This window comes from Micromonospora globbae, from assembly GCF_003610785.1.
Lineage (GTDB): Bacteria > Actinomycetota > Actinomycetes > Mycobacteriales > Micromonosporaceae > Micromonospora > Micromonospora globbae.
Genome location: NZ_RAQQ01000008.1, coordinates 201,038 through 220,220, shown reverse-complemented (window position 1 = coordinate 220,220; position 19,183 = coordinate 201,038). Strand labels below are relative to the sequence as shown.

Genomic DNA, 19,183 nt, shown 5'->3' with positions numbered 1-19,183 from the left:
GCCCCACGGAGGCCGGGTGCTCATCACGGGCGGCACGGGCTCGTTCGGCCAGACGATGGTGCGGCGCCTCCTCGACCGCGGCGTCGGTGAGGTCCGGGTGTTCAGCCGCGACGAGGCCAAGCAGGACGCCATGCGCCGGGTGCTCGGCGACGAGCGGGTCCGCTACCACGTCGGCGACGTGCGCGACTACGACTCGGTGCTGCGGGCCAGCCGGGGCATCGACTTCATCTTCCACGCGGCCGCCCTCAAGCAGGTGCCGTCCTGTGAGTTCTTCCCGCTGGAGGCGGTGCGTACCAACGTGCTGGGCAGCGCCAACGTCGTCGAGGCCGCCGAGCGCAACGGGGTGGGCTCGGTGGTGGTGCTCAGCACCGACAAGGCGGTGCACCCGGTGAACGCCATGGGCATGAGCAAGGCGCTCATGGAGAAGGTCGCCCAGGCGCACGCCCGCAACAACCCGAACAGCGCCACCACCGTCTCGTGTGTCCGGTACGGCAACGTCATGTACTCGCGGGGCTCGGTGATCCCGCTGTTCATCGAGCAGATCAAGGCGGGCCGGGCCCTCACGGTCACCGACCCGGGCATGACCCGCTTCCTCATGTCGCTGGCCGACTCGGTCGAACTGGTCGAGCACGCCTTCGCGCACGCCCGGCCCGGCGACATCTTCATCCGCAAGGCGGCGGCCTGCACCATCAGCGACCTCGCCGAGGCGGTCTGCCAGCTCTTCGACGTGCCGTTCAAGCTGGACGTGATCGGCGTACGGCACGGCGAGAAGCTGGACGAGACCCTCGCCAGCCGTGAGGAGCTGACCCGCGCCGAGGACTTCGGCCAGTTCCTGCGGGTGCCGCTGGACGCCCGTGACCTGAACTACGCCCTCTACGTCTCCGAGGGCGAACTCGGCGGCGGGCCGAGAGAGGACTTCAACTCGGCCAACGCGCCGCGGCTCGGCGTACCCGAGATCGTCGAGCTGCTGAAGACGCTGCCCGAGGTCCGTGCGGAGCTGGCGCTGCGGGATCCGGTGCTGGCGTGCTGAGGCTGGCCGTCACCGGGGCCGGCGGCTTCCTCGGCTGGCACGTCCGGGTGCTGCTGCGCGCGCTGGGCTGGCCGGAGCCGACCGTCGTCACGCGCGCGGACCTCGCCGATCCCGCGGTGGTGGCCGCCAAGGTCGCCGGCGTCGACCGCGTCCTGCACGTGGCGGGCGTCAACCGGGGGGAGCCCGCCGACGTGGCTGCCGGCAACGTGCAGCTCGCCGCCCAGCTCGTCGAGGGGCTGCGGCGCGCCGCCACGCCGCCGGGGTCGCTGGTCTTCGCCAACAGCGTGCAGGCCGGCAACGGCACCCCGTACGGCGACTCGAAGGCCACGGCGGCGAGCCTCCTCGCCGACACCGGCCTGCCCTTCGACGACGTGCTCCTGCCCAACCTGTACGGCGAGCACGGCCGCCCGTACTACAACTCGGCGGTGGCCACCTTCTGCCGAGTGCTCGCCGAGGGCGGGCAGCCGGAGGTGCACGCCGACCGTCAGCTCGACCTGGTGCACGTCACCGACGCGGCGGCCCGGCTCGCCGGCGTCCCCGCGGGCGGGTCGTGGGATCCGACCATGCCGCCGCTGCGCGTCGGCGTACGCGACCTGGCCGGGCGGCTCGCCGCGATGGCCGACACGTACCGGACGGGGGAGATCCCGCCGCTGCGGGACCGGCACGAGGTGCGGCTGTTCAACACCTACCGGTCGCACTGCTTCCCCGCGCACTACCCGATCGCGCTGCCCCGGCGGGCCGACGCGCGCGGCGAACTTGTCGAGACCGTGAAGGCGCACGGCGGCGCGGGGCAGACGTTCTGCTCCAGCACCCGGCCGGGCGTCACCCGCGGCGAGCACTTCCACCTGGCCAAGGTGGAGCGGTTCGTGGTGCTGCGCGGCTCGGCCGAGATCAGCCTGCGCCGCGTCGGGGACACCGAGGTGCTGCGTTTCCCGGTGCGCGGCGACGAGCCGGTGGTGATCGACATGCCGACCATGTGGGTCCACAAGCTCGTGAACACCGGCGCCGACGAGCTGCTGACCCTGTTCTGGACGAACGAACTCTTCGACCCGGACCGGCCGGACACCTGGCCCGAACCGGTCGAGGAGACCTCGACGGCGCCCGTGGCGGTCGGCGCGTGAAGATCGGCCTGATCAGCCAGTGGTACCCGCCCGAGGGGGTGTTCATCCCGGGCAACCTGGCGCGGGAACTCGGCGCGCGCGGCCACGAGGTGCGGGTGCTCACCACGTTCCCGAGCTACCCGTACGGCCGGATCTTCCCCGGCTGGCGGCAGCGCTGGCGGCACCGGGAGGACGACGGGCCGGTCGCCGTGCGGCGCGTCCCCGCCTACCCGAGCCACGACACGTCGGCCGCCCGCCGGGCGCTGAGCCACCTCTCCTTCGGCGCCACGAGCGCGGCCGCCGGGGTGGGGTGGCTCGCCGGCGTCGACGTCACGTACGTCTACCATCCGCCGCCCACGTCGGTCGCCGCCGCGGCCCTGCTGCGCGCCCTGCGGCGGACGCCGGTCGTGCTGCACGTGCAGGATCTGTGGCCCGAGTCCGTGGTGCAGTCCGGCATGGCCCCGACCGGCCGGGGCGGGCGCGCCCTGGAGCGGGCGCTCGGCGGGCTGATGCGCCGCACGTACCGGTTGGCCCACACGGTGGTGGCGATCTCGCCGACGATGGCCGAGCGGGTGGTGGCGCGGGGCGCCGACCCCGCCCGCGTACGGGTGGTGTGGAACTGGACCGACGATGCGCTGTTCCGGCCGGTGCCCGCCACCGACGACGCCCGTGCCGTGCTGGGGCACCGCGGACGCTGCACGGTGATGTTCGCCGGCAACCTCGGCCTGATGCAGGGCCTCGACACGGCCATCCGTGCGGCGGCGGCCGTGCGGGACCGCGTCGACCTCGTGCTGGTCGGCTCCGGTGCCGACGAGGACGCCGCCCGCCGGCTCGCGGCGGACCTCGGCGCCGACAACGTGCGGTTCGTCGGCCGGCGTCCCGCGGAGCAGATGGCCGAGCTGTACGCGGCCGCGGACTGGCAGCTCGTCTGCCTGCGCGACGTGCCCGCCCTGCGGGCCGCCGTCCCGTCGAAGCTCCAGGCCGCCCTGGCCTGCGGCGCCCCCGTCATCGCCGCCCTGGCCGGCGACGGCGCGGAGCTGGTCCGGTCGACCGGTGTCGGGCTCGTCTGCCCGCCGGAGGACTGGCAGGCGCTCGCCGCGCGGCTCGCGCAGGCCGCGGACCTGCCGGCCGCCTCCTGGCGGGACATGGCGCACCGGGCCCGGCGGGTCTACCGGGAGCGGATGTCGCTGCGGGTCGGCGTCGACCAGTTCGAGGACATCCTCACGAAGGCGGCAGGACAGGGAGGACGGACATGACGCGGATCATGACGGTGGTCGGCACCCGACCCGAGATCATCAGGCTGTCCCGGGTGATCGCCCGGCTCGACGACACACTCGACCACGTGCTGGTGCACACCGGACAGAACTGGGACAGCACGCTCTCCGACGTCTTCTTCACCGAACTGCGGCTGCGCGAGCCCGACCGGTTCCTGCGCGTCGACACGTCCTCGCTCGGCCGGGTGCTGGGCGGGGTGCTCGTGGGTGTGGAGGCGGCCATCGCCGAGTACCGGCCGGACGCGCTGCTCGTGCTCGGCGACACCAACAGCTGCATCGCCGCGCTCATGGCGCGGCGGATGCGCGTGCCGGTCTACCACATGGAGGCCGGCAACCGGTGCTTCGACCTGAACGTGCCGGAGGAGACCAACCGCCGGCTCGTCGACCACGTCGCCGACTTCAACCTGGTCTACACCGAGCACGCCCGGCGCAACCTGCTCGCCGAGGGGCTGCACCCGCGGCGGATCCTGCTCACCGGCTCCCCCATGCGGGAGGTGCTGGAGCACTACCGCCCGCAGATCGCGGCCTCCACGATCCTGCGCCAGCTCGAACTCGAACCGGGCCGCTACTTCGTGGTGAGCGCGCACCGGGAGGAGAACGTCGACCAGCCGGCCCGGCTCCAGCGGCTGCTCGACTGCCTGCGGGCCGTCCACGACCGCTGGGGTCACCCCGTGCTGGTGTCCACGCACCCGCGTACCCGCAAGCGGCTGGAGGCGCTGGCGCCGGACGCCACGGCGCTGGAGGGCATCGCGTTCCACGAGCCCTTCGGCCTGATCGACTACGTGCACCTGCAGACGCACGCGTACTGCACCCTGTCGGACAGCGGGACGATCAGCGAGGAGGCGGCCATCCTGGGCTTCCCGGCGGTCACGCTGCGCGAGTCGATCGAGCGTCCGGAGGCGCTCGACGCCGGCGGCATCATCATGACCGGCCTGGATCCGGCCGGCGTGGTCGAGGCGGTGCAGGTCACCGTGGACCAGGTCGCCGCGCAGGGTGTGCCGTGCCCGGTCGACTACCAGATCCCCGACACCTCGCGTCGGGTCGTCGGCTTCATCCTCTCCACGGTGCGGCGGCACCACGACTGGGCGGGCATCCGCCGCTGATCCCGCACGCCGGGGCCGGTCACCGCGATGTCGCGCGGTGACCGGCCCCGAGGCGTGTGTGGGGGGCTGTGCCCTGGGCAGAGGCGTTGTGGCGCCGGCCGGGGACCGGGCGCCGGGCCACAGCGGCATCCGGGTACCGCGCCTTGGACGGAGGCGCCATCCGGGTACCGCGCCGCCGGGCGGGGGCGGTCGTCCGTCGCCTGCCCCCGGCGCAGCGCGACGGGGGCGACGCCACCACGTGGTGGCGTCGCCCCCGGTCAGGCGCCGGCCGACTAGTGCGACGACAGCCGTACGTCGAGCGCGCCGTCGACCAGCGGGGTGACCGGCTGGGCGCAGAGCAGGGCGAGCTGTTCGACCACGACGGCCGGGTCGGCGTACGGGTCGAGGCCGCTCACCTCCATGGGGTCCAGCGGCGGCACCGCCACGTGCGACACCAGCGGGTGGAACGGCCGGGTGTCGATCTCACCGGTGCCGAGCAGGTCCTCGTGCAGCTTCTCGCCGGGACGCAGTCCGGTGTAGACGATCGGCACCGAGCTGTCGGCCTGCTCGGCCATCTGGCGCGCCAGGTCGGCGATGCGGACGGGCTCGCCCATGTCCAGCACCAGGGCCTCCCCGTCCCGGCCGATCTCGGCGGCCTGGAGCACCAGGTGGACGGCCTCCTGGACGGTCATGAGGTAGCGGGTCACCTCGGGGTGGGTAACGGTCAGCGGCTTGCCGGCCTCGATCTGCCGCTGGAACGCGGTCACCACCGACCCGCGGCTGCTCAGCACGTTGCCGAACCGGACGCTGAGGAAGGTCCCCGGGAAGCGGGTGGCGGCGTGCGCCGTGAGCCGTTCGGTGATGCGCTTCGAGTAGCCCAGCACGCTGATCGGGTCGGCCGCCTTGTCGGTGGAGATGTTCACGAACTTCGCCACGTCCGCGCAGGCGTCCAGCACCGACAGGGTGCCCCAGACGTTGGTCTTGACGGCCTCGCCGGGGTGTCGCTGGAGCAGGGTCAGGTGCTTGAGCGCGGCGGCGTGGAAGATGATCTCCGGACGCCGCTCCCGGATGATCCGCCGGATGCCCTCGTCGTCGCGCAGGTCGGCGAGGATCAGCTCCGGGCCGTCGAGCAGGGCCCGCCCGGCGAGCGACATCTGGAGGCCGTGCAGGGCGGACTCGTCCCGGTCCAGCATCATCAGCTCGCCGGGGTCGGCCTTCATCACCTGGCGGCACAGCTCCGAGCCGATCGAGCCGCCGGCGCCGGTCACGAGGATGCGCCGGCCGGTGAGGCCGTTCGTCCGCAGCGACAGGTCGCCGACCACCTGGCGGCGGCCGAGCAGGTCGCTGATCTGCACGTCGCGTACGTCGGTGACGGTGATCCGGTGGTCGACCAGGTCCCGTACGGGAGGCAGCACCTTGAACGCCGCGCCGGTCTGGAGGGTGGCCTCGCGGATCTCGCGGATGAGCGCGGCGTCGGCGTTGGCCACCGAGAAGATGACGGTGGTCGCGCCCGTACGCCGGACCGCCGCGGCGATGTCACCCCGGCCGCCGAGCACGCGGACACCACCGATGCGCAGGTCGCGCTTGTCCGGGTCGTCGTCGAGCGCCCCGACCGGCAGGTACCGGCCGCGCGGGTCGCTCAGCATGGCGCGCAGCAGGCCCTGCCCGGCGTCGCCCAGACCGAACAGGAGCACCGGCGTCGAGAACCGGACGTCCGGCCGCATGGCCAGGTCCCGCCGGTGCCGGTAGGCGAACCGCGCGCCGAGCATGAACAGCAGGGCCAGCGCGCCGCCCACCAGCGGGGTGCTCGCCGGGACGGGCCGGTCGGCGGAGGGCAGCAGGCCGAGCAGCACGATGCCGGCGGTCGTGACCGTGGTGCCGGCGACCCCCTGCACCTCCTGGAGGCTGCCGAGCGGGTGCCGTCCGGTGTAGAGCCGGCGCAGCGCCGCCACCGCCACGTACATGACGGCGGCTCCCACGCCGATGATCGTCGCGCGGCTGAGTTGACCCGGGGGGAGCTGGAACTCGTACCGGGTCCAGACGGCCGCGACGAACCCTCCCACCCAGGCGGTGGCGTCGGTGGCGAGGAAACCCGCGGTACGACGCCGGGCCCTTGCCCGCCGCGACCGCTGCTCGGTGCGTTCGCTGCTCGCTGTGTCCTGCGGCATCTGGTGGCTCCCTGTCCCGTCTCCCGACCGCTTCCGCCGGGCAGGCGGAAGGGGTTGTTTGCGCTCATCGTCCTTGTTACATGCCGCCCGTGTCCGTTTGGGCGTTTTCACGTTTGCAGCGACGAACGTCCCGTTCATCATGTTCTGGTCAGCGGGCCGGTACGCCCTTCACCACGACCTGGTCGGGCACGTCCCGCACCACGCAGGCGCCGGCGCCCACGGTGCTGTCCCGCCCGACCCGCAGCCCCTGGAGCACGGCGGCGGTGGTGCCGATCAGCACACCCTCCGCCAGGTGGCAGTCCCCGGACACGGCGGCGAGCGGGTTCACGGACACGTAGTCGGCGAGCGTGCTGTCGTGGCCGACCGCGGCGTTCTGGTTGAGGTGCACGTGCCGGCCGATGACGACGTTGGTCGTGACCCGCGCCCCCGCGAAGGCCACGAATCCGGGCCCGTAGCGCGTGTCCGGGCCGATCGTGGCGTCCGGGTGGACGAGGCTCGCCGCCGGCGTGGCGTACGCGTCGAGCCGGCGTCCCACCGCGCGCCGGACCCGTGGGTCACCGATGCCGATGACGTGGTGGACGTCGGTCGGCGCGTCGCGCAGGTGGTCCACGCCGCCGAGGAACGGCACGTCGAGCCGCTGGAGGCGCTTGAGGTTCACCTCGCCGGGCCGGTCGTCGACGACGCCCCGCAGGCGCCACACCGGTCGTCCGGCCGCCTCGTTGACGGCCCGGACGATGGTGGCGACCTCCCGACCGTGGCCGCCGCAGCCGACCACCACGAGATCCACCGTCACGCGGCCGACCCTCCCGTGCGTACGGTGAGGAACTCCTCGATCGCCGCGAACACCCGGGCGATCTGCGGCTCCCGCAGGGCGCTGCCGCTGGGCAGCGTGATCCCCCGGGCGAAGAGCCGCTCGGCCGCGCCGGTCACCAGGCTCTCCGCGCCGACGTGGACCGGTTGCAGGTGCATCGGCTTCCACACCGGGCGCGTCTCGATGCCACGCCGCGCCAGGTGGGCGGCCAGGTCCGCGGCCCGCCAGCCCGACCGGTCCTCGTCCACGACGGCGACGGTCAGCCAGCAGTTCGCGCCGCTGTCCTCCGCGCCGAGCAGCCGGACGCCGGGCACCGGCGCGAAGAGCTTCGCGTACCGGTCGCGCAGCTGGCGGCGTCGGGCGATCATCCCGTCCAGCCGGACGAGCTGGGCCCGGCCCAGCGCGGCCAGCAGGTTGCTCAGCCGGTAGTTGTAGCCGAGTTCCCGGTGCTCGTAGTGCGGCAACGGCTCACGGGCCTGGGTCGCGAGGTGCCGGGCCCGCGTGAGCAATTCGGTGTCGTCGGAGAGCAGCATCCCGCCACCGGAGGTGGTCATGATCTTGTTGCCGTTGAAGGAGAGTGCGCCGACCTGGCCGAAGGAGCCGGCGGCGGCCCCTGCGTGGGTCGCGCCGAGCGCTTCGGCGGCGTCCTCGACGAGTGGCACGCCGGCGTCCGCGCACAGCGGGACCAGCGCCGTGTAGTCGGCGCAGCTGCCGAACATGTCGACGGGGACGACCGCCCCGACCCGTTCGCCACGCGCCCGCAGCCGCGGGATCAGGTCGGCGACGAGGTCGACGTCCACGTTGCCGGTCTGCGGGTCGCAGTCCACGAAGACCGGACGGGCCCCCGTGTACCGGACCGCGTTGGCCGTGGCGATGAAGGTCAGGGTGGGCACGACGACCACGTCGCCGGGGCCGACACCGACCCCGAGCAGCGCCAGGTGCAGGGCCGCCGTCCCGGAGCTGACAGCCACCGCGCCGGCCGTGCCGACCCGCGTGGCGACCTCGCGTTCGAATGCCTGCAGGTCCGGGCCGGCGGGCGCCACCCAGCCGGAACGCAGGGCCTCGATGAGGTACGACTCCTCCAGCGGCCCGACGTCCGGCGGGGACAGGAGCACCGTCGGGCCCGGAGGGCCGTCTGTCCGGGCCGTCATACCGGTGTCCGATCCCGCTGCGCCGGCGCGGGGCGGTGGGCCGTGCCGAGGAACTCGTGGGCGGTGGCGCTTCCCTGCGCGCTGATCCCCTCGCGCCGGAGCACGGTGCGCACGGTCGCGGCGAGGATCGACAGGTCGGCACGGAGGCTCCGGGTGTCCACGTACCGCACGTCGAGGTCGAGCTTGTCCTCCCAGCTCAGGCTGTTGCGCCCGCGTACCTGGGCCAGCCCGGTGACGCCCGGCCGCACCTCGTGACGGCGGGCCTGCGTGGGGGAGTAGCGCTCCAGGTACTCGGTGAGCAGCGGTCGCGGCCCCACGAGGCTCATCTCACCGCGGAGCACGTTCCAGAGCGTGGGCAGTTCGTCGAGGCTGCTGGCGCGGAGCCACCGTCCCAGCGGGGTGAGCCGGTCGCCGTCGCCCGCCCGGTCGGGAGCGGGCGGGAGCATCGTCCGGAACTTCACCAGCACGAAGGGTGCGCCGTAGCGGCCGGCCCGGCACTGCCGGAACAGCACCGGCCGCCCGAGGGAGGTGGCCACCAGCAGCGCCACCACGGCCATCAGCGGCGCGGTCAGCACGAGCAGGACGGCCGCGCCGACGACGTCCAGCAGCCGCTTGACGCGGTCGTACGGTCTGGTGGGTGCCGGACGCGGGGGAGCGATCACTGCATGGGGTACGGGCACCGCTCGGCCTCCAAGGGATCCAGTCTTAAACCGGGCAAACTGGTTCTATCAGGCAAATACGACGCAGCAGATGCGAATCGTGATACCGGGGCTGCTTCGCCCCGATCAACCCCAGAAGTGCCCAGGTGGACACGGCCTGTGACGGAGACCGCCCGTGCATGCCCGCGTCAGGGGGCCGGGCGGTAGAGGCGGGCTCGGCCGGACGGGCGAGGAGACCGGCCCGCTCGGGCGGTCCCTCCGGACGCGGGGCTACTCGTTCCCGCGGATCCCGGTCGGTCGTCTCCGCGGCCAGCGGTCGCGCGGATCCCGGTCGGTCGTCTTCTCCGCTGGTCGTGGTTCGCGTGGATCCCGGTCGGTCGTCTCCGCTGGTCGTGGCTCGCGTGGACCCAGGTCAGTCGTTTCCGGCGTCGAGCCGTCGCGTGAGCAGGGTCCGGAGGGGGATCGACTCCCCGTCGCGCCCGCCCTCCCCGACGACCAGCGGGGGAGGGCTGGGTTCCGGCTCGGCGCCGAACAGGCGGGCGCGCAGCCCGCCCGGCACGGTCAGCAGGTGCCAGCGGCCGTCCACGTCGACCGCCCGGGTGCGCGCCCGGTCCACGTACCAGCCGGTGAGCCGGGTCCGGTACCGCCCCCGCCCGTCGTAGGAGCGGGCCGTGAGCCGGGTCGGCCGCAGCCCCCGCCGGGCAGCCTCCGCCACGAACCAGGCCACGATCTCCGCCGCCTTCGCGTGCTCGGCCGCCCGGCGGCGGGCGTCGGCCTCCGCGTGCGCCCGCGCCGCCCGCCGCTGCCGCTCCGCCCAGTCCGTCCGGTCGACGCCATCCACGCCCCGACCGTACGCCCCACCCGCGCCCCACCGTCCGTGCCGCCCCACCGCCCCGCCGTTCCGTGCCGCCCCACCGCCCCGCCGTTCCGTGCCGCCCCACCGCCCCCACCGCCGCGCGACCGCGCCGGCCGCGCCGACGGGCGCCGGCTGGGAGGGCGTCCCGGGAGATCACGCCCGATCCTGGAAGTAGTGGCCTCCCGGGAGCCGGGAGGCCACTACTTCCGTGTTGTTGCGCGGCGTAGCTGTCGGCCTCGCCGCGTGACGTCGCGCGTTGTCGAGAAGGTCGCCCCTCGGGTCACTCAGGCCAGGCCGGCGCGGCGCAGGGCGTCCGCCATGGCGCTGTTCGCCGGGGCCGCCGCGCCGCGGCCCTGCCGCCCGGCGCCCTGGCCACCCCGTCCGCCACCGCGGGAGCCGCCCTCACCGCCGCGGGAGCCGCCGCCCTCACCGCCGCGAGGCCCGCCGCCGCTGCCGCCCTGGCCACCCCGCCCGCCGCTGCCGCCCCGGCCGCCGCCACCCTGGGCGCCACCCTGGGCGTCGCGACCGCCCTGGGGCCGGCCGCCCCCGCCGCGGGGGCCGCCTCCGTCACCCCGGCCGCCCCGGCCCGGACCGCGCCGGTCCGCGTCGGCGCCGGGCTCGTCCTCGAGCCGCAGGGTCAGCGAGATCCGCTTACGTGCCACGTCGACGTCGAGCACCTTGACCTTGACCACGTCGCCGGACTTGACCACCTCGCGGGGATCCTTGACGAACGTCCGGGACATCGCCGACACGTGGACCAGCCCGTCCTGGTGCACACCGACGTCCACGAAGGCGCCGAAGGCGGCCACGTTCGTGACGACGCCCTCCAGCACCATGCCCGGCTTCAGGTCGCCGATCGTCTCCACGCCCTCCGCGAACGCCGCCGTCCGGAACTCGGGACGCGGGTCCCGTCCCGGCTTCTCCAACTCGGCGAGGATGTCGGTCACCGTCGGCAGGCCGAACGTGTCGTCGACGAAGTCGGTGGCCTTCAGCCCCCGCAGGATCGACGACTTCCCGATGAGCGACCGCAGGTCCTGACCGGTGTGGGCGAGGATGCGGCGCACCACCGGGTACGCCTCCGGGTGCACGCTCGAGGAGTCCAGCGGGTCGTCGCCGTCGGGGATCCGCAGGAAGCCGGCGCACTGCTCGAACGCCTTCGGGCCGAGCCTCGGCACCTTCCGCAGGTCGGCCCGGGTGCGGAACGGGCCGTTGGCGTCCCGGTGCAGCACGATGTTCTCGGCCAGCCCGGCGCCGATGCCGGACACCCGGGTCAGCAACGGCGCCGACGCGGTGTTCACGTCGACCCCGACCGCGTTGACGCAGTCCTCGACGACCGCGTCCAGCGACCGGGAGAGCTTCACCTCGGACAGGTCGTGCTGGTACTGGCCGACCCCGATCGAGCGCGGGTCGATCTTCACGAGTTCGGCGAGCGGGTCCTGCAGGCGTCGCGCGATCGAGACCGCGCCGCGCAGCGACACGTCGAGGCCCGGCAGCTCCTGAGCGGCGTACGCGGAGGCGGAGTAGACCGAGGCGCCGGCCTCGGAGACCATCACCTTCGTGAGGTTGAGCTGCGGGTGCCGCTTGATGAGGTCGCCGGCGAGCTTGTCGGTCTCGCGGGACGCGGTGCCGTTGCCGATGGCGACCAGTTCCACCCGGTGCGCCGCGGCGAGCCGCGCGAGCGTCTCGATGGAGGCGTCCCACTGCCGGCGCGGCTCGTGGGGGTAGATGGTGTCGGTGGCCACGACCTTGCCGGTGGCGTCCACGACGGCGACCTTCACACCGGTCCGCAGGCCCGGGTCGAGGCCCATGGTCGGCCGGGCGCCCGCCGGGGCGGCGAGCAGCAGGTCGCGCAGGTTGGTGGCGAAGACCCGCACGGCCTCCTCCTCGGCCGCCTGCCAGAGCCGCATCCGCAGGTCCGCGCCGAGGTGGATGAGGATCCGGGTACGCCAGGCCCAGCGCACCGTGTCGGCCAGCCACCGGTCCGCGGGGCGGCCGGCGTCGCTGACGCCGAAGCGGGCGGCGATCGCCGCCTCGTACCGGCTCGGGCCGGCCGGCGCGGCGTCGGCCTCCCCGGCCTCCTCCGGTTCCATGGTGAGGTCGAGCACGCCCTCCTTCTCGCCCCGGAACATCGCGAGGATCCGGTGCGACGGCAGCGTGGTGTACGCCTCGGCGAAGTCGAAGTAGTCGGCGAACTTCGCACCGGCCGACTCCTGGCCCTCCCGTACCCGGGAGACCAGCCGGCCCCGCGACCACATCTGCTCGCGCAGCGTGCCGATGAGGTCGGCGTCCTCGGCGAAGCGCTCGATGAGGATGGCGCGGGCCCCGTCGAGGGCGGCCGCGGCGTCGGCGACGCCCTTGTCCGGGTCGAGGTAGCCGGCGGCCACGGTGCGGGGGTCCTGCGTGGGGTCGGCCAGCAGCATGTCGGCGAGCGGTTCCAGCCCGGCCTCGCGGGCGATCTGGGCCCTGGTCCGCCGCTTCGGCTTGTACGGCAGGTAGATGTCCTCGAGCCGGGACTTCGAGTCGGCGGCCATGATCTGCGCTTCGAGCGCCTCGTCCAGCTTGCCCTGGCTGCGGATCGACTCCAGCACCGCCGCCCGCCGCTCGTCCAGCTCGCGCAGGTAGCGCAGCCGCTCCTCGAGCGTACGCAGCTGGGTGTCGTCGAGCAGGCCGGTGGCCTCCTTCCGGTAGCGGGCGATGAACGGCACGGTGGCGCCGCCGTCGAGCAGCTCCACGGCCGCCCGTACCTGCCGCTCGGCCACGCCGAGCTCCTCGGCGATCCGCTGATGAACAGAGAGGGTCACGATCTCGATCCGCCTTCGGGTGTGGTTTCCGCCCAGCATTGTGCCGCGCTAGCGTGGCGATCATGGAAGCACCTGTGGAGCCTCGGGCGCGCCGCCTGTTCGGCGGCAGCGCACGGGCCCTCGGCGACCTCGCGGCCAGCCCGTTCCGGGCCGACCGCGACCGGATCGTGGGCTCGCCGTTCTTCGCCCGGCTGGGCGGGGTCACGCAGGTGATCAGTCCGGTGGGCTCCGGCCTGCTGGTGCACAACCGGCTCACCCACAGTCTCAAGGTCGCGCAGGTGGCCCGGGCGATCGCCGAGCGGCTCCTCGCCGACGAGCAGCGGCGCGACCTGCTCGACAAGCTGGGCGGCTGCGACCCGGACGTGGTGGAGGCGGCGGCGCTCGCCCACGACCTCGGTCACCCGCCCTTCGGGCACCTGGGGGAGCGGGTGCTGGACCGGCTGGCCCGGGAACGGCTCGGCCTCCCCGACGGTTTCGAGGGCAACGCGCAGTCGTACCGGATCGTCACGAGCACCGAGATCCGCGGTGCGGCGACGACCGGCCTGGACCTGACGGCCGCCGTACGCGCCGCGATGCTCAAGTACCCCTGGACGCGGCTGGACCACCCCGACCCGCACCCCCGGTTCATGGACCCGCCGCCGCGGGGGGCCACCCCGCCGCCCGACGACCCGGAGAGCGGCTCGTCGAAGTTCGGCGCGTACCGGACCGAGATCGACGACCTGCGGCAGGCCCGGGAGCCCTTCGCGGGGCGGATCCCGGACTGGCAGCAGACCGTGGAGGCGTCCGTGATGGACACCGCCGACGACATCGCGTACGCCATCCACGACGTGGAGGACTTCTACCGCGTCGGTGTGCTCCAGCAGGGCGCGGTGGCCGCCGAGCTGATGGCCTGGCAGCGGGAGGGCGGGCACTTCCGGGCGATCACCGACGGCGCCCTGGCCGCCTCGGCCCGCCGCCCCGGCGCGGCGATCGAGCGGCTGCGCCGGCAGCTGCACCGCAAGGACGCCTGGATCGCCGACGACGACGCGTTCGCCGCCGCGGTCGAGCACGTCCGGGAGGAACTGGTGGACGGCCTGCTGGCCCTGCCGTTCGACGGCTCGATCGAGGCCGAGCAGTACGTCGCCCGCTTCTCCGCCCGGTGGTCCACGCGCTTCGTCGAGGCGGTCGACGTGACCGAGCAGCCGGCGGTGCGCTCCGGCCACGTGCTCCTCGCGCCAGCGCAGTGGCACGAGGTGCAGGTGCTCAAGTTCGTGCACCACCGGTTCGTGCTGGCCCGGCCCGACCTGGCGTTGCACCAGCGGGGGCAGGCGCGGCTGCTGGGCACCCTGGTGCAGGCGCTGTGGGAGTGGCTGGTCGACCCCGAGGAGGAGTCGCGCCTGCCGCGTCGCCTGCACGACCTCGTCGAGCTGGCCGAGGCGGAGCTGCACCCGCGGACCCCGGACCGGATCGGCCGCGCCCGGGGTCGGGCCATCGTCGACTTCGTGGCGCAGTTGACCGACAACCAGGCGGTGGCGATGCAGGACGCGCTCTCCGGCCGCTCCGGCGCCCTCTGGACCGACGCGTTCGTCCTCTGACCGGCACGCGCGTCGCCCGGGCCGGGCGGCCGACCGCACGGGGGCGGCACCAGGGGCGCTCAGGCGACGGACTGCCACCAGCCGTCGACCGGCGGCGGGTCGTCCACCACCACGCGCTCACCCGGCCGGGGTACGGCGATGCGCACGTCCCGGGCCTTGGCCTCGGCCCACAGCCGGTCCACCGGCTCGGCCCAGTCGTGCAGGGCGAGGTTGAAGGTGGCCCAGTGCACCGGGATGAACAGCCCGCCCCGCAGGTCGAGGTGCGCGGTGACGGCCTCCTCCGGGTACATGTGGATGCTCGGCCACGCCCGGTCGTACGCGCCGATCTGCATGAGCGTCACGTCGAAGGGGCCGTGCTCGGCGCCGATGGCGGAGTAGCCGGCGAAGTAGCCCGAGTCGCCGGTGTAGAAGACCCGGCGGTGCGCGCCGGCGATCACCCAGGAACTCCAGAGCGTGCCGTCGCGGCGCAGCCCCCGCCCCGAGAAGTGCTGGGCGGCGGTGGCGGTGAGCGTGAGGCCGCCCACCCGGTGGCTCTCCGACCAGTCCAGCTCGACGATCCGCTCCGGCGGCACCCCCCACCGGTCCAGGTGCGCCCCGACGCCGAGCGGCACCACGAACGGGGCGCTCTGGTGGGCCAGCAGCCCGCGTACGGTCGGCAGGTCGAGGTGGTCGTAGTGGTCGTGGGAGATCAGGATCGCGTCCAGCGCGGGCAGCTCGTCGAGGCGGACGGGCGGCTCGTGCAGCCGGCGCGGGCCCACCAGCGCCGACGGCGAGCAGCGGTCGCTCCAGACCGGGTCGAGCAGCACCCGGTGGCCCTCGATCTCGATCAGCGCGGAGGCGTGGCCGTACCAGATCACGTTGAGTTCGCGGCTCGCGTCGGCGGCCGGCGCGGCGGCCGGCCGCAGCAGCGGCACCGGCGCGCCCGGGCGGCGCTTCTGCTTGCCGAAGAGCAGTTCCCAGAGGAGGTTGCGCCCCGGCTCGGCGAGCGTGGACCGGGCGCCGGTCGGGTTGTGGAAGGTGCCGTCGCGGAACTGCGGGGATCGTGCCGCCCGCTCTGCCCGTGCGCCGGTCAGCCGGCCGCCCAGCGCCAGCGGCACGTCGCGGGCGATCCAGGCCAGGCCCGCCAGCGCGGCAACGCCGGCCAGGCCGCCCAGCCGCCGGCCGAGGGCGCGGTCGGGTTCCGGTCGTTCCGCTGGTGCACGCATGCTCGTCCCTCCGGCTCTCCCGTACTACACGGTAGTCACCGAGCGCCGCCGCGCTCCGGGGAACCCCGGGGCACGGCGGCGCGACGGGGGGATCAGCCGCCGTTGCTCGGCCGGCGAGGGCTCGGCCGGTGCCGCCGCCCCGTGCCGGTGAGCCGGGCCGTCGCGTTCATCATGACCCGGCCGAGGCGGGCCCGGGCCTGCACCGCCGGGTGGGTGGAGCCGAAGTTGTCCGCGTCCGCCTGGCCGTCGGCGAAGATCGCGTACGTCAGCACGGCGGCGCCGGCCGCGTCGAAGATCACACCGGCCTCGTGTCGGGCCGAGCCGAACCAGCCCGCCTTGGTGGCGACCCGCGCCCGTTCCTCCGAGGACATGGTGCGCCGGATGCCGTCGGTGAACGCGATGGGGGAGCGCAGCAGGTTGAGCAGGAACGCCGTGGACGCCGGCGAGAGCAGGGTGCCGGCCACCAGCGCCCGCAGCAGCTCGTGGGTCTCCCGGGGGGTGCTCGTGCCGAGGAAGAAGCGGTTGGGGTTGGCGACCGGCTCCACCTGCGTGTTCGGGAAGCCCTTGGCCACGAGGATGCTGTTCAGCTCGGCGGCCGGGCAGACGAGGCCGCAGAGGCGTACGGCGGTGTCGTCGGAGACGGTCAGCAGCGCGGCGAGGGCGTGGCCGAGCGTCACCGAACTGGGGTAGGCGTTGTCGAGGCTGAAGATCCCGTCCCCGCCGGGCACCACGATGGCGGCGGTCACGTCGACGCGCTGGTCGAGCGTGAGCAGGCCCCGGTCGACCTTGTCGAGCACCGCCGTGGCCACCGCGATCTTGTTGACGCTGTACGCCTCGAGCCGCTGGTCGGGGTCGTCGGCGACGGCCACCACGGGGGCGCCGGCCGCGTCGGCCACGCTGATGTAGGCCTGCCAGTTGCCGCCCGCGCGGGTCGTCTCCCGCTCGTACGCCTCCGCCACCCGGGCGGCGACCCGGCCCGGGGTCGCGGCGGCCTCGGCGGTGAGGCCCGGGTCGGCGTCGGCGTCCGCGGCGGACGCCGGGGCGGCGGCGCCCAGCACGGTGCCGGCGGTGGCGATCGTGCCGAGCCCGAGCGCGGTCCTGCGGTTCACCCTGATCGTCAATTGTCTCTCCCGTCGTGGCGCACCGGAATGATCTCCGGCCCACCACACTAGGCGAACCGATCGACGGGCGTGATCCCGCTGACGCCTCACCGCACCCGTCTCAGGAGGCGCGTGCCGGCCGACGCGGGCAGCGCCGCGGCGGTGCGCAGCAGGTGCCCGACGTCCGGCAGCCAGCCGCCGCGCACCGCCTCGCTGGCCGGGTCGGCGGCGAAGAGGACCCCGTCGTGCGCGGGCGCCGGTTCGTCGGCCAGCCCGAGCCGCCGCATGAGCGGGCCGACGAGGGCGTCGTACAGGCCGGGGAGCACGGTGAAGCCGGCCCGCATCAGCGGGTTCAGCCGTCCCACCGACACCTCGCGGCGGGGCCGCGCGACGCAGTCGACCACGGCCCGGGCGACCCGCTCCGGTGTCGCGACCGGCGGCGGTGGCCGCCCGACGAGTCCCAGGTGGTTGGCCGCCCGCTGGTAGATGGGTGTGTCCACGCTGCCGGGGCTGACCAGGCAGACGTGGACGTCCGGCAGGTCCCGCAGCTCCTGCTGGAGGGTGCGCACGAGCCCGGTCAGCCCCCACTTCGCGGCCACGTACCCGCTCAGGTACGGCGCCGTGATGTGGCCCAGCACGGACCCGGTGAGGACGAGGGTGCCCGAGCCGGTGGACCGGAAGTGCCGCAGCGCCACCCGGGCCGCCTCGGCGGCGGCCAGCAGGTCGGTGCGCACGACCTGGTCGAAGATCCGCCCGGGCACCTCGTCGAAGCGCCCGTACGCGGTGACGGCGGCCGTGTGCACCCAGGCGTCGATCCGGCCGAACCGCGCGACGGCCGCGTCGGCGAGCGCCGCCAGCGCCCCGGGAGCGGTCACGTCGGTCGGTACGACGAGCACCTCGGCGCCCTCGGCGGCGCACTCCGCGCGTACGTCCTCGAGGGTCTGCGGCGCGCGGGCGGCGAGCACCAGCCGGTCGCCGCGCCGGGCGAACTCCCGGGCGGCCACCCGACCGATCCCGCTGGTGGCGCCGACGACCACCACGACCCGGCTCACGGTTCGAGCACGACCTTCACGCAGCCGTCCCGCTTCTGCTGGAACATCTCGTACGCCTCCGGCGCCCGCTGCAACGGCAGCCGGTGCGTGCGGAGGTCCTCCACGCCCAGCGGGTCGTCGTCGCCGCTCAGCAGCGGCATGATCTCGTCGACCCAACGACGCACGTGGCACTGGCCCATGCGCAGCTGCACGCCCCGGTCGAACATCTCCATGAGCGGCAGGGGGTCCAGCTCGCCGCCGTACACGCCGGAGAGCGAGACGGTGCCGCCGCGGCGGACGGACTTCAGGGCGGCGTGCAGCACGCTGAGCCGGTCCACGCCGACCCGGTCGGTCATCGCCTGGGCGAGCCGGTCGGGGAGCAGGCCGGCGGCGGCCTGGGCGAGCTTGCCGGCGGGGGAGCCGTGCGCCTCCATGCCGACCGCGTCGATCACCGCGTCCGGGCCGCGGCCGTCCACCATGTCGACGAGCGTGCCCGGCACGTCGTCGAGGTCCCGGACGTCGAGCACCTCCACGCCGTACCGGCGGGCCATCTCCAGCCGCTCGGGCACCAGGTCGAGGCCGATGACCCGGCCGGCGCCGAGGTGCAGCCCGACGCGGGCGCAGAACTGGCCGACCGGGCCGAGCCCGAACACGGCGAGGGTGCCGCCGGGCGGGGTGTCGGCGTACTTCACGGCCTGCCAGGCGGTGGGGAGGATGTCGGAGAGGTAGAGCCAGCGCTCGTCGGGGCCGGTGTCGGGCACGGTGATCGGGCCGAACTGCGCGTGCGGCACCCGCAGGTACTCGGCCTGGCCGCCGGGCACGGAGCCGTAGAGGCAGGTGTAGCCGAACAGGGCGGCGCCCTTGCCCTCGGCGCGGACCTGGGTGGTCTCGCACTGGGCGTAGAGCTGCCGCTGGCACATCCAGCACGTGCCGCAGGCGATGTTGAACGGCACCACCACCCGGTCACCCGGCTTGAGCCGGGTCACCCCGGGCCCGACCTCCTCGACGACGCCCATCGGCTCGTGGCCGAGGATGTCGCCCGGCGCGAGGTACGGGCCGAGCACCTCGTACAGGTGCAGGTCGGAGCCGCAGACGGCGGTCGACGTGACGCGCACGACGGCGTCAGTCGGCTCCTCGATGCGCGGGTCGGGCACCTCCTCGACGCGTACGTCCCGCTTGCCCTGCCAGGTCACTGCCTTCATGTCCGTTCCCTCCGGGAGTCCGCCTCCGCACAGCTACCCGGGTGTGGGGAGTTGAACCGGAAATGGACCCAGCCCGAGGCCGGTGGTCCGCCCGGGTTCGGTAACGGCCGCGCTCCGGCGCCTGATCTCCTCCGCGTCG

General features: G+C 74.3%; 15 protein-coding genes. 5 read left to right on the top strand and 10 right to left on the bottom strand.

Translation table 11 applies throughout. The annotated features are described in order from the left end of the window. The first annotated feature begins 16 nt into the window (after positions 1 to 16). From D7I43_RS13600 to wecB, 4 genes are read left to right on the top strand one after another with little or no spacing between them, the layout of a single operon-like run. Complete coding sequence (locus tag D7I43_RS13600; RefSeq protein WP_275670840.1) at positions 17 to 1,030, top strand: polysaccharide biosynthesis protein; 1,014 nt, start codon at positions 17 to 19, stop codon at positions 1,028 to 1,030. Beyond that, positions 1,024 to 2,151: a polysaccharide biosynthesis C-terminal domain-containing protein gene (locus D7I43_RS13595; RefSeq protein ID WP_120328837.1), complete on the top strand. Its 1,128-nt coding sequence runs from the start codon at positions 1,024 to 1,026 to the stop codon at positions 2,149 to 2,151. Before D7I43_RS13600 ends, D7I43_RS13595 begins: the two co-directional genes overlap by 7 nt. Beyond that, positions 2,148 to 3,386, top strand: a complete 1,239-nt coding sequence (locus D7I43_RS13590; RefSeq protein ID WP_120328836.1) for a glycosyltransferase family 4 protein — start codon at positions 2,148 to 2,150, stop codon at positions 3,384 to 3,386. Before D7I43_RS13595 ends, D7I43_RS13590 begins: the two co-directional genes overlap by 4 nt. Then, the gene (gene wecB / locus D7I43_RS13585) at positions 3,383 to 4,507 is read left to right on the top strand and encodes a non-hydrolyzing UDP-N-acetylglucosamine 2-epimerase (RefSeq protein ID WP_120328835.1); all 1,125 of its coding nucleotides are present in this window, start codon (positions 3,383 to 3,385) and stop codon (positions 4,505 to 4,507) included. The genes D7I43_RS13590 and wecB overlap by 4 nt, the downstream gene beginning before the upstream one ends. Before the next feature lie 272 nt (positions 4,508 to 4,779). Here the strand turns inward: wecB and D7I43_RS13580 are convergent, their stop codons facing one another. The 6 genes from D7I43_RS13580 to D7I43_RS13555 form a co-directional block, all read right to left on the bottom strand. After that, a complete protein-coding gene (locus D7I43_RS13580) occupies positions 4,780 to 6,654 on the bottom strand; it encodes a polysaccharide biosynthesis protein (RefSeq protein WP_120328834.1) in 1,875 nt (624 codons plus the stop codon). Positions 6,655 to 6,802: 148 nt separating this feature from the next. Continuing rightward, the gene (locus tag D7I43_RS13575) at positions 6,803 to 7,447 is read right to left on the bottom strand and encodes a NeuD/PglB/VioB family sugar acetyltransferase (RefSeq protein WP_120328833.1); all 645 of its coding nucleotides are present in this window, start codon (positions 7,445 to 7,447) and stop codon (positions 6,803 to 6,805) included. Then, a complete protein-coding gene (locus D7I43_RS13570) occupies positions 7,444 to 8,616 on the bottom strand; it encodes a DegT/DnrJ/EryC1/StrS family aminotransferase (RefSeq protein ID WP_120328832.1) in 1,173 nt (390 codons plus the stop codon). The genes D7I43_RS13575 and D7I43_RS13570 overlap by 4 nt, the downstream gene beginning before the upstream one ends. Further along, positions 8,613 to 9,296, bottom strand: coding sequence for a sugar transferase (locus D7I43_RS13565; protein WP_275670839.1), 684 nt, complete (start codon positions 9,294 to 9,296; stop codon positions 8,613 to 8,615). Before D7I43_RS13565 ends, D7I43_RS13570 begins: the two co-directional genes overlap by 4 nt. A gap of 391 nt (positions 9,297 to 9,687) precedes the next feature. Beyond that, entirely contained in the window at positions 9,688 to 10,116 is a 429-nt protein-coding gene (locus D7I43_RS13560) for a hypothetical protein (protein ID WP_120328831.1), read from the bottom strand. 299 nt (positions 10,117 to 10,415) lie between these two features. Then, a complete protein-coding gene (locus tag D7I43_RS13555; RefSeq protein ID WP_120328904.1) occupies positions 10,416 to 12,932 on the bottom strand; it encodes a Tex family protein in 2,517 nt (838 codons plus the stop codon). 62 nt (positions 12,933 to 12,994) lie between these two features. Here D7I43_RS13555 and D7I43_RS13550 point away from each other — a divergent pair, with 62 nt between their 5' ends. After that, positions 12,995 to 14,506, top strand: coding sequence for a deoxyguanosinetriphosphate triphosphohydrolase family protein (locus tag D7I43_RS13550; protein ID WP_120328903.1), 1,512 nt, complete (start codon positions 12,995 to 12,997; stop codon positions 14,504 to 14,506). 59 nt (positions 14,507 to 14,565) lie between these two features. Here D7I43_RS13550 and D7I43_RS13545 read toward each other — a convergent pair whose 3' ends face one another. From D7I43_RS13545 to D7I43_RS13530, 4 genes are all read right to left on the bottom strand, one after another. Further along, entirely contained in the window at positions 14,566 to 15,711 is a 1,146-nt protein-coding gene (locus tag D7I43_RS13545; protein ID WP_120328830.1) for an MBL fold metallo-hydrolase, read from the bottom strand. Between the two features lie 92 nt (positions 15,712 to 15,803). Beyond that, a complete protein-coding gene (locus tag D7I43_RS13540; protein ID WP_120328829.1) occupies positions 15,804 to 16,832 on the bottom strand; it encodes a serine hydrolase in 1,029 nt (342 codons plus the stop codon). A gap of 86 nt (positions 16,833 to 16,918) precedes the next feature. Further along, the gene (locus D7I43_RS13535) at positions 16,919 to 17,863 is read right to left on the bottom strand and encodes an SDR family NAD(P)-dependent oxidoreductase (protein ID WP_120328828.1); all 945 of its coding nucleotides are present in this window, start codon (positions 17,861 to 17,863) and stop codon (positions 16,919 to 16,921) included. Next, the gene (locus tag D7I43_RS13530; RefSeq protein WP_120328827.1) at positions 17,860 to 19,044 is read right to left on the bottom strand and encodes a zinc-dependent alcohol dehydrogenase; all 1,185 of its coding nucleotides are present in this window, start codon (positions 19,042 to 19,044) and stop codon (positions 17,860 to 17,862) included. The genes D7I43_RS13535 and D7I43_RS13530 overlap by 4 nt, the downstream gene beginning before the upstream one ends. Positions 19,045 to 19,183 lie beyond the last annotated feature (139 nt).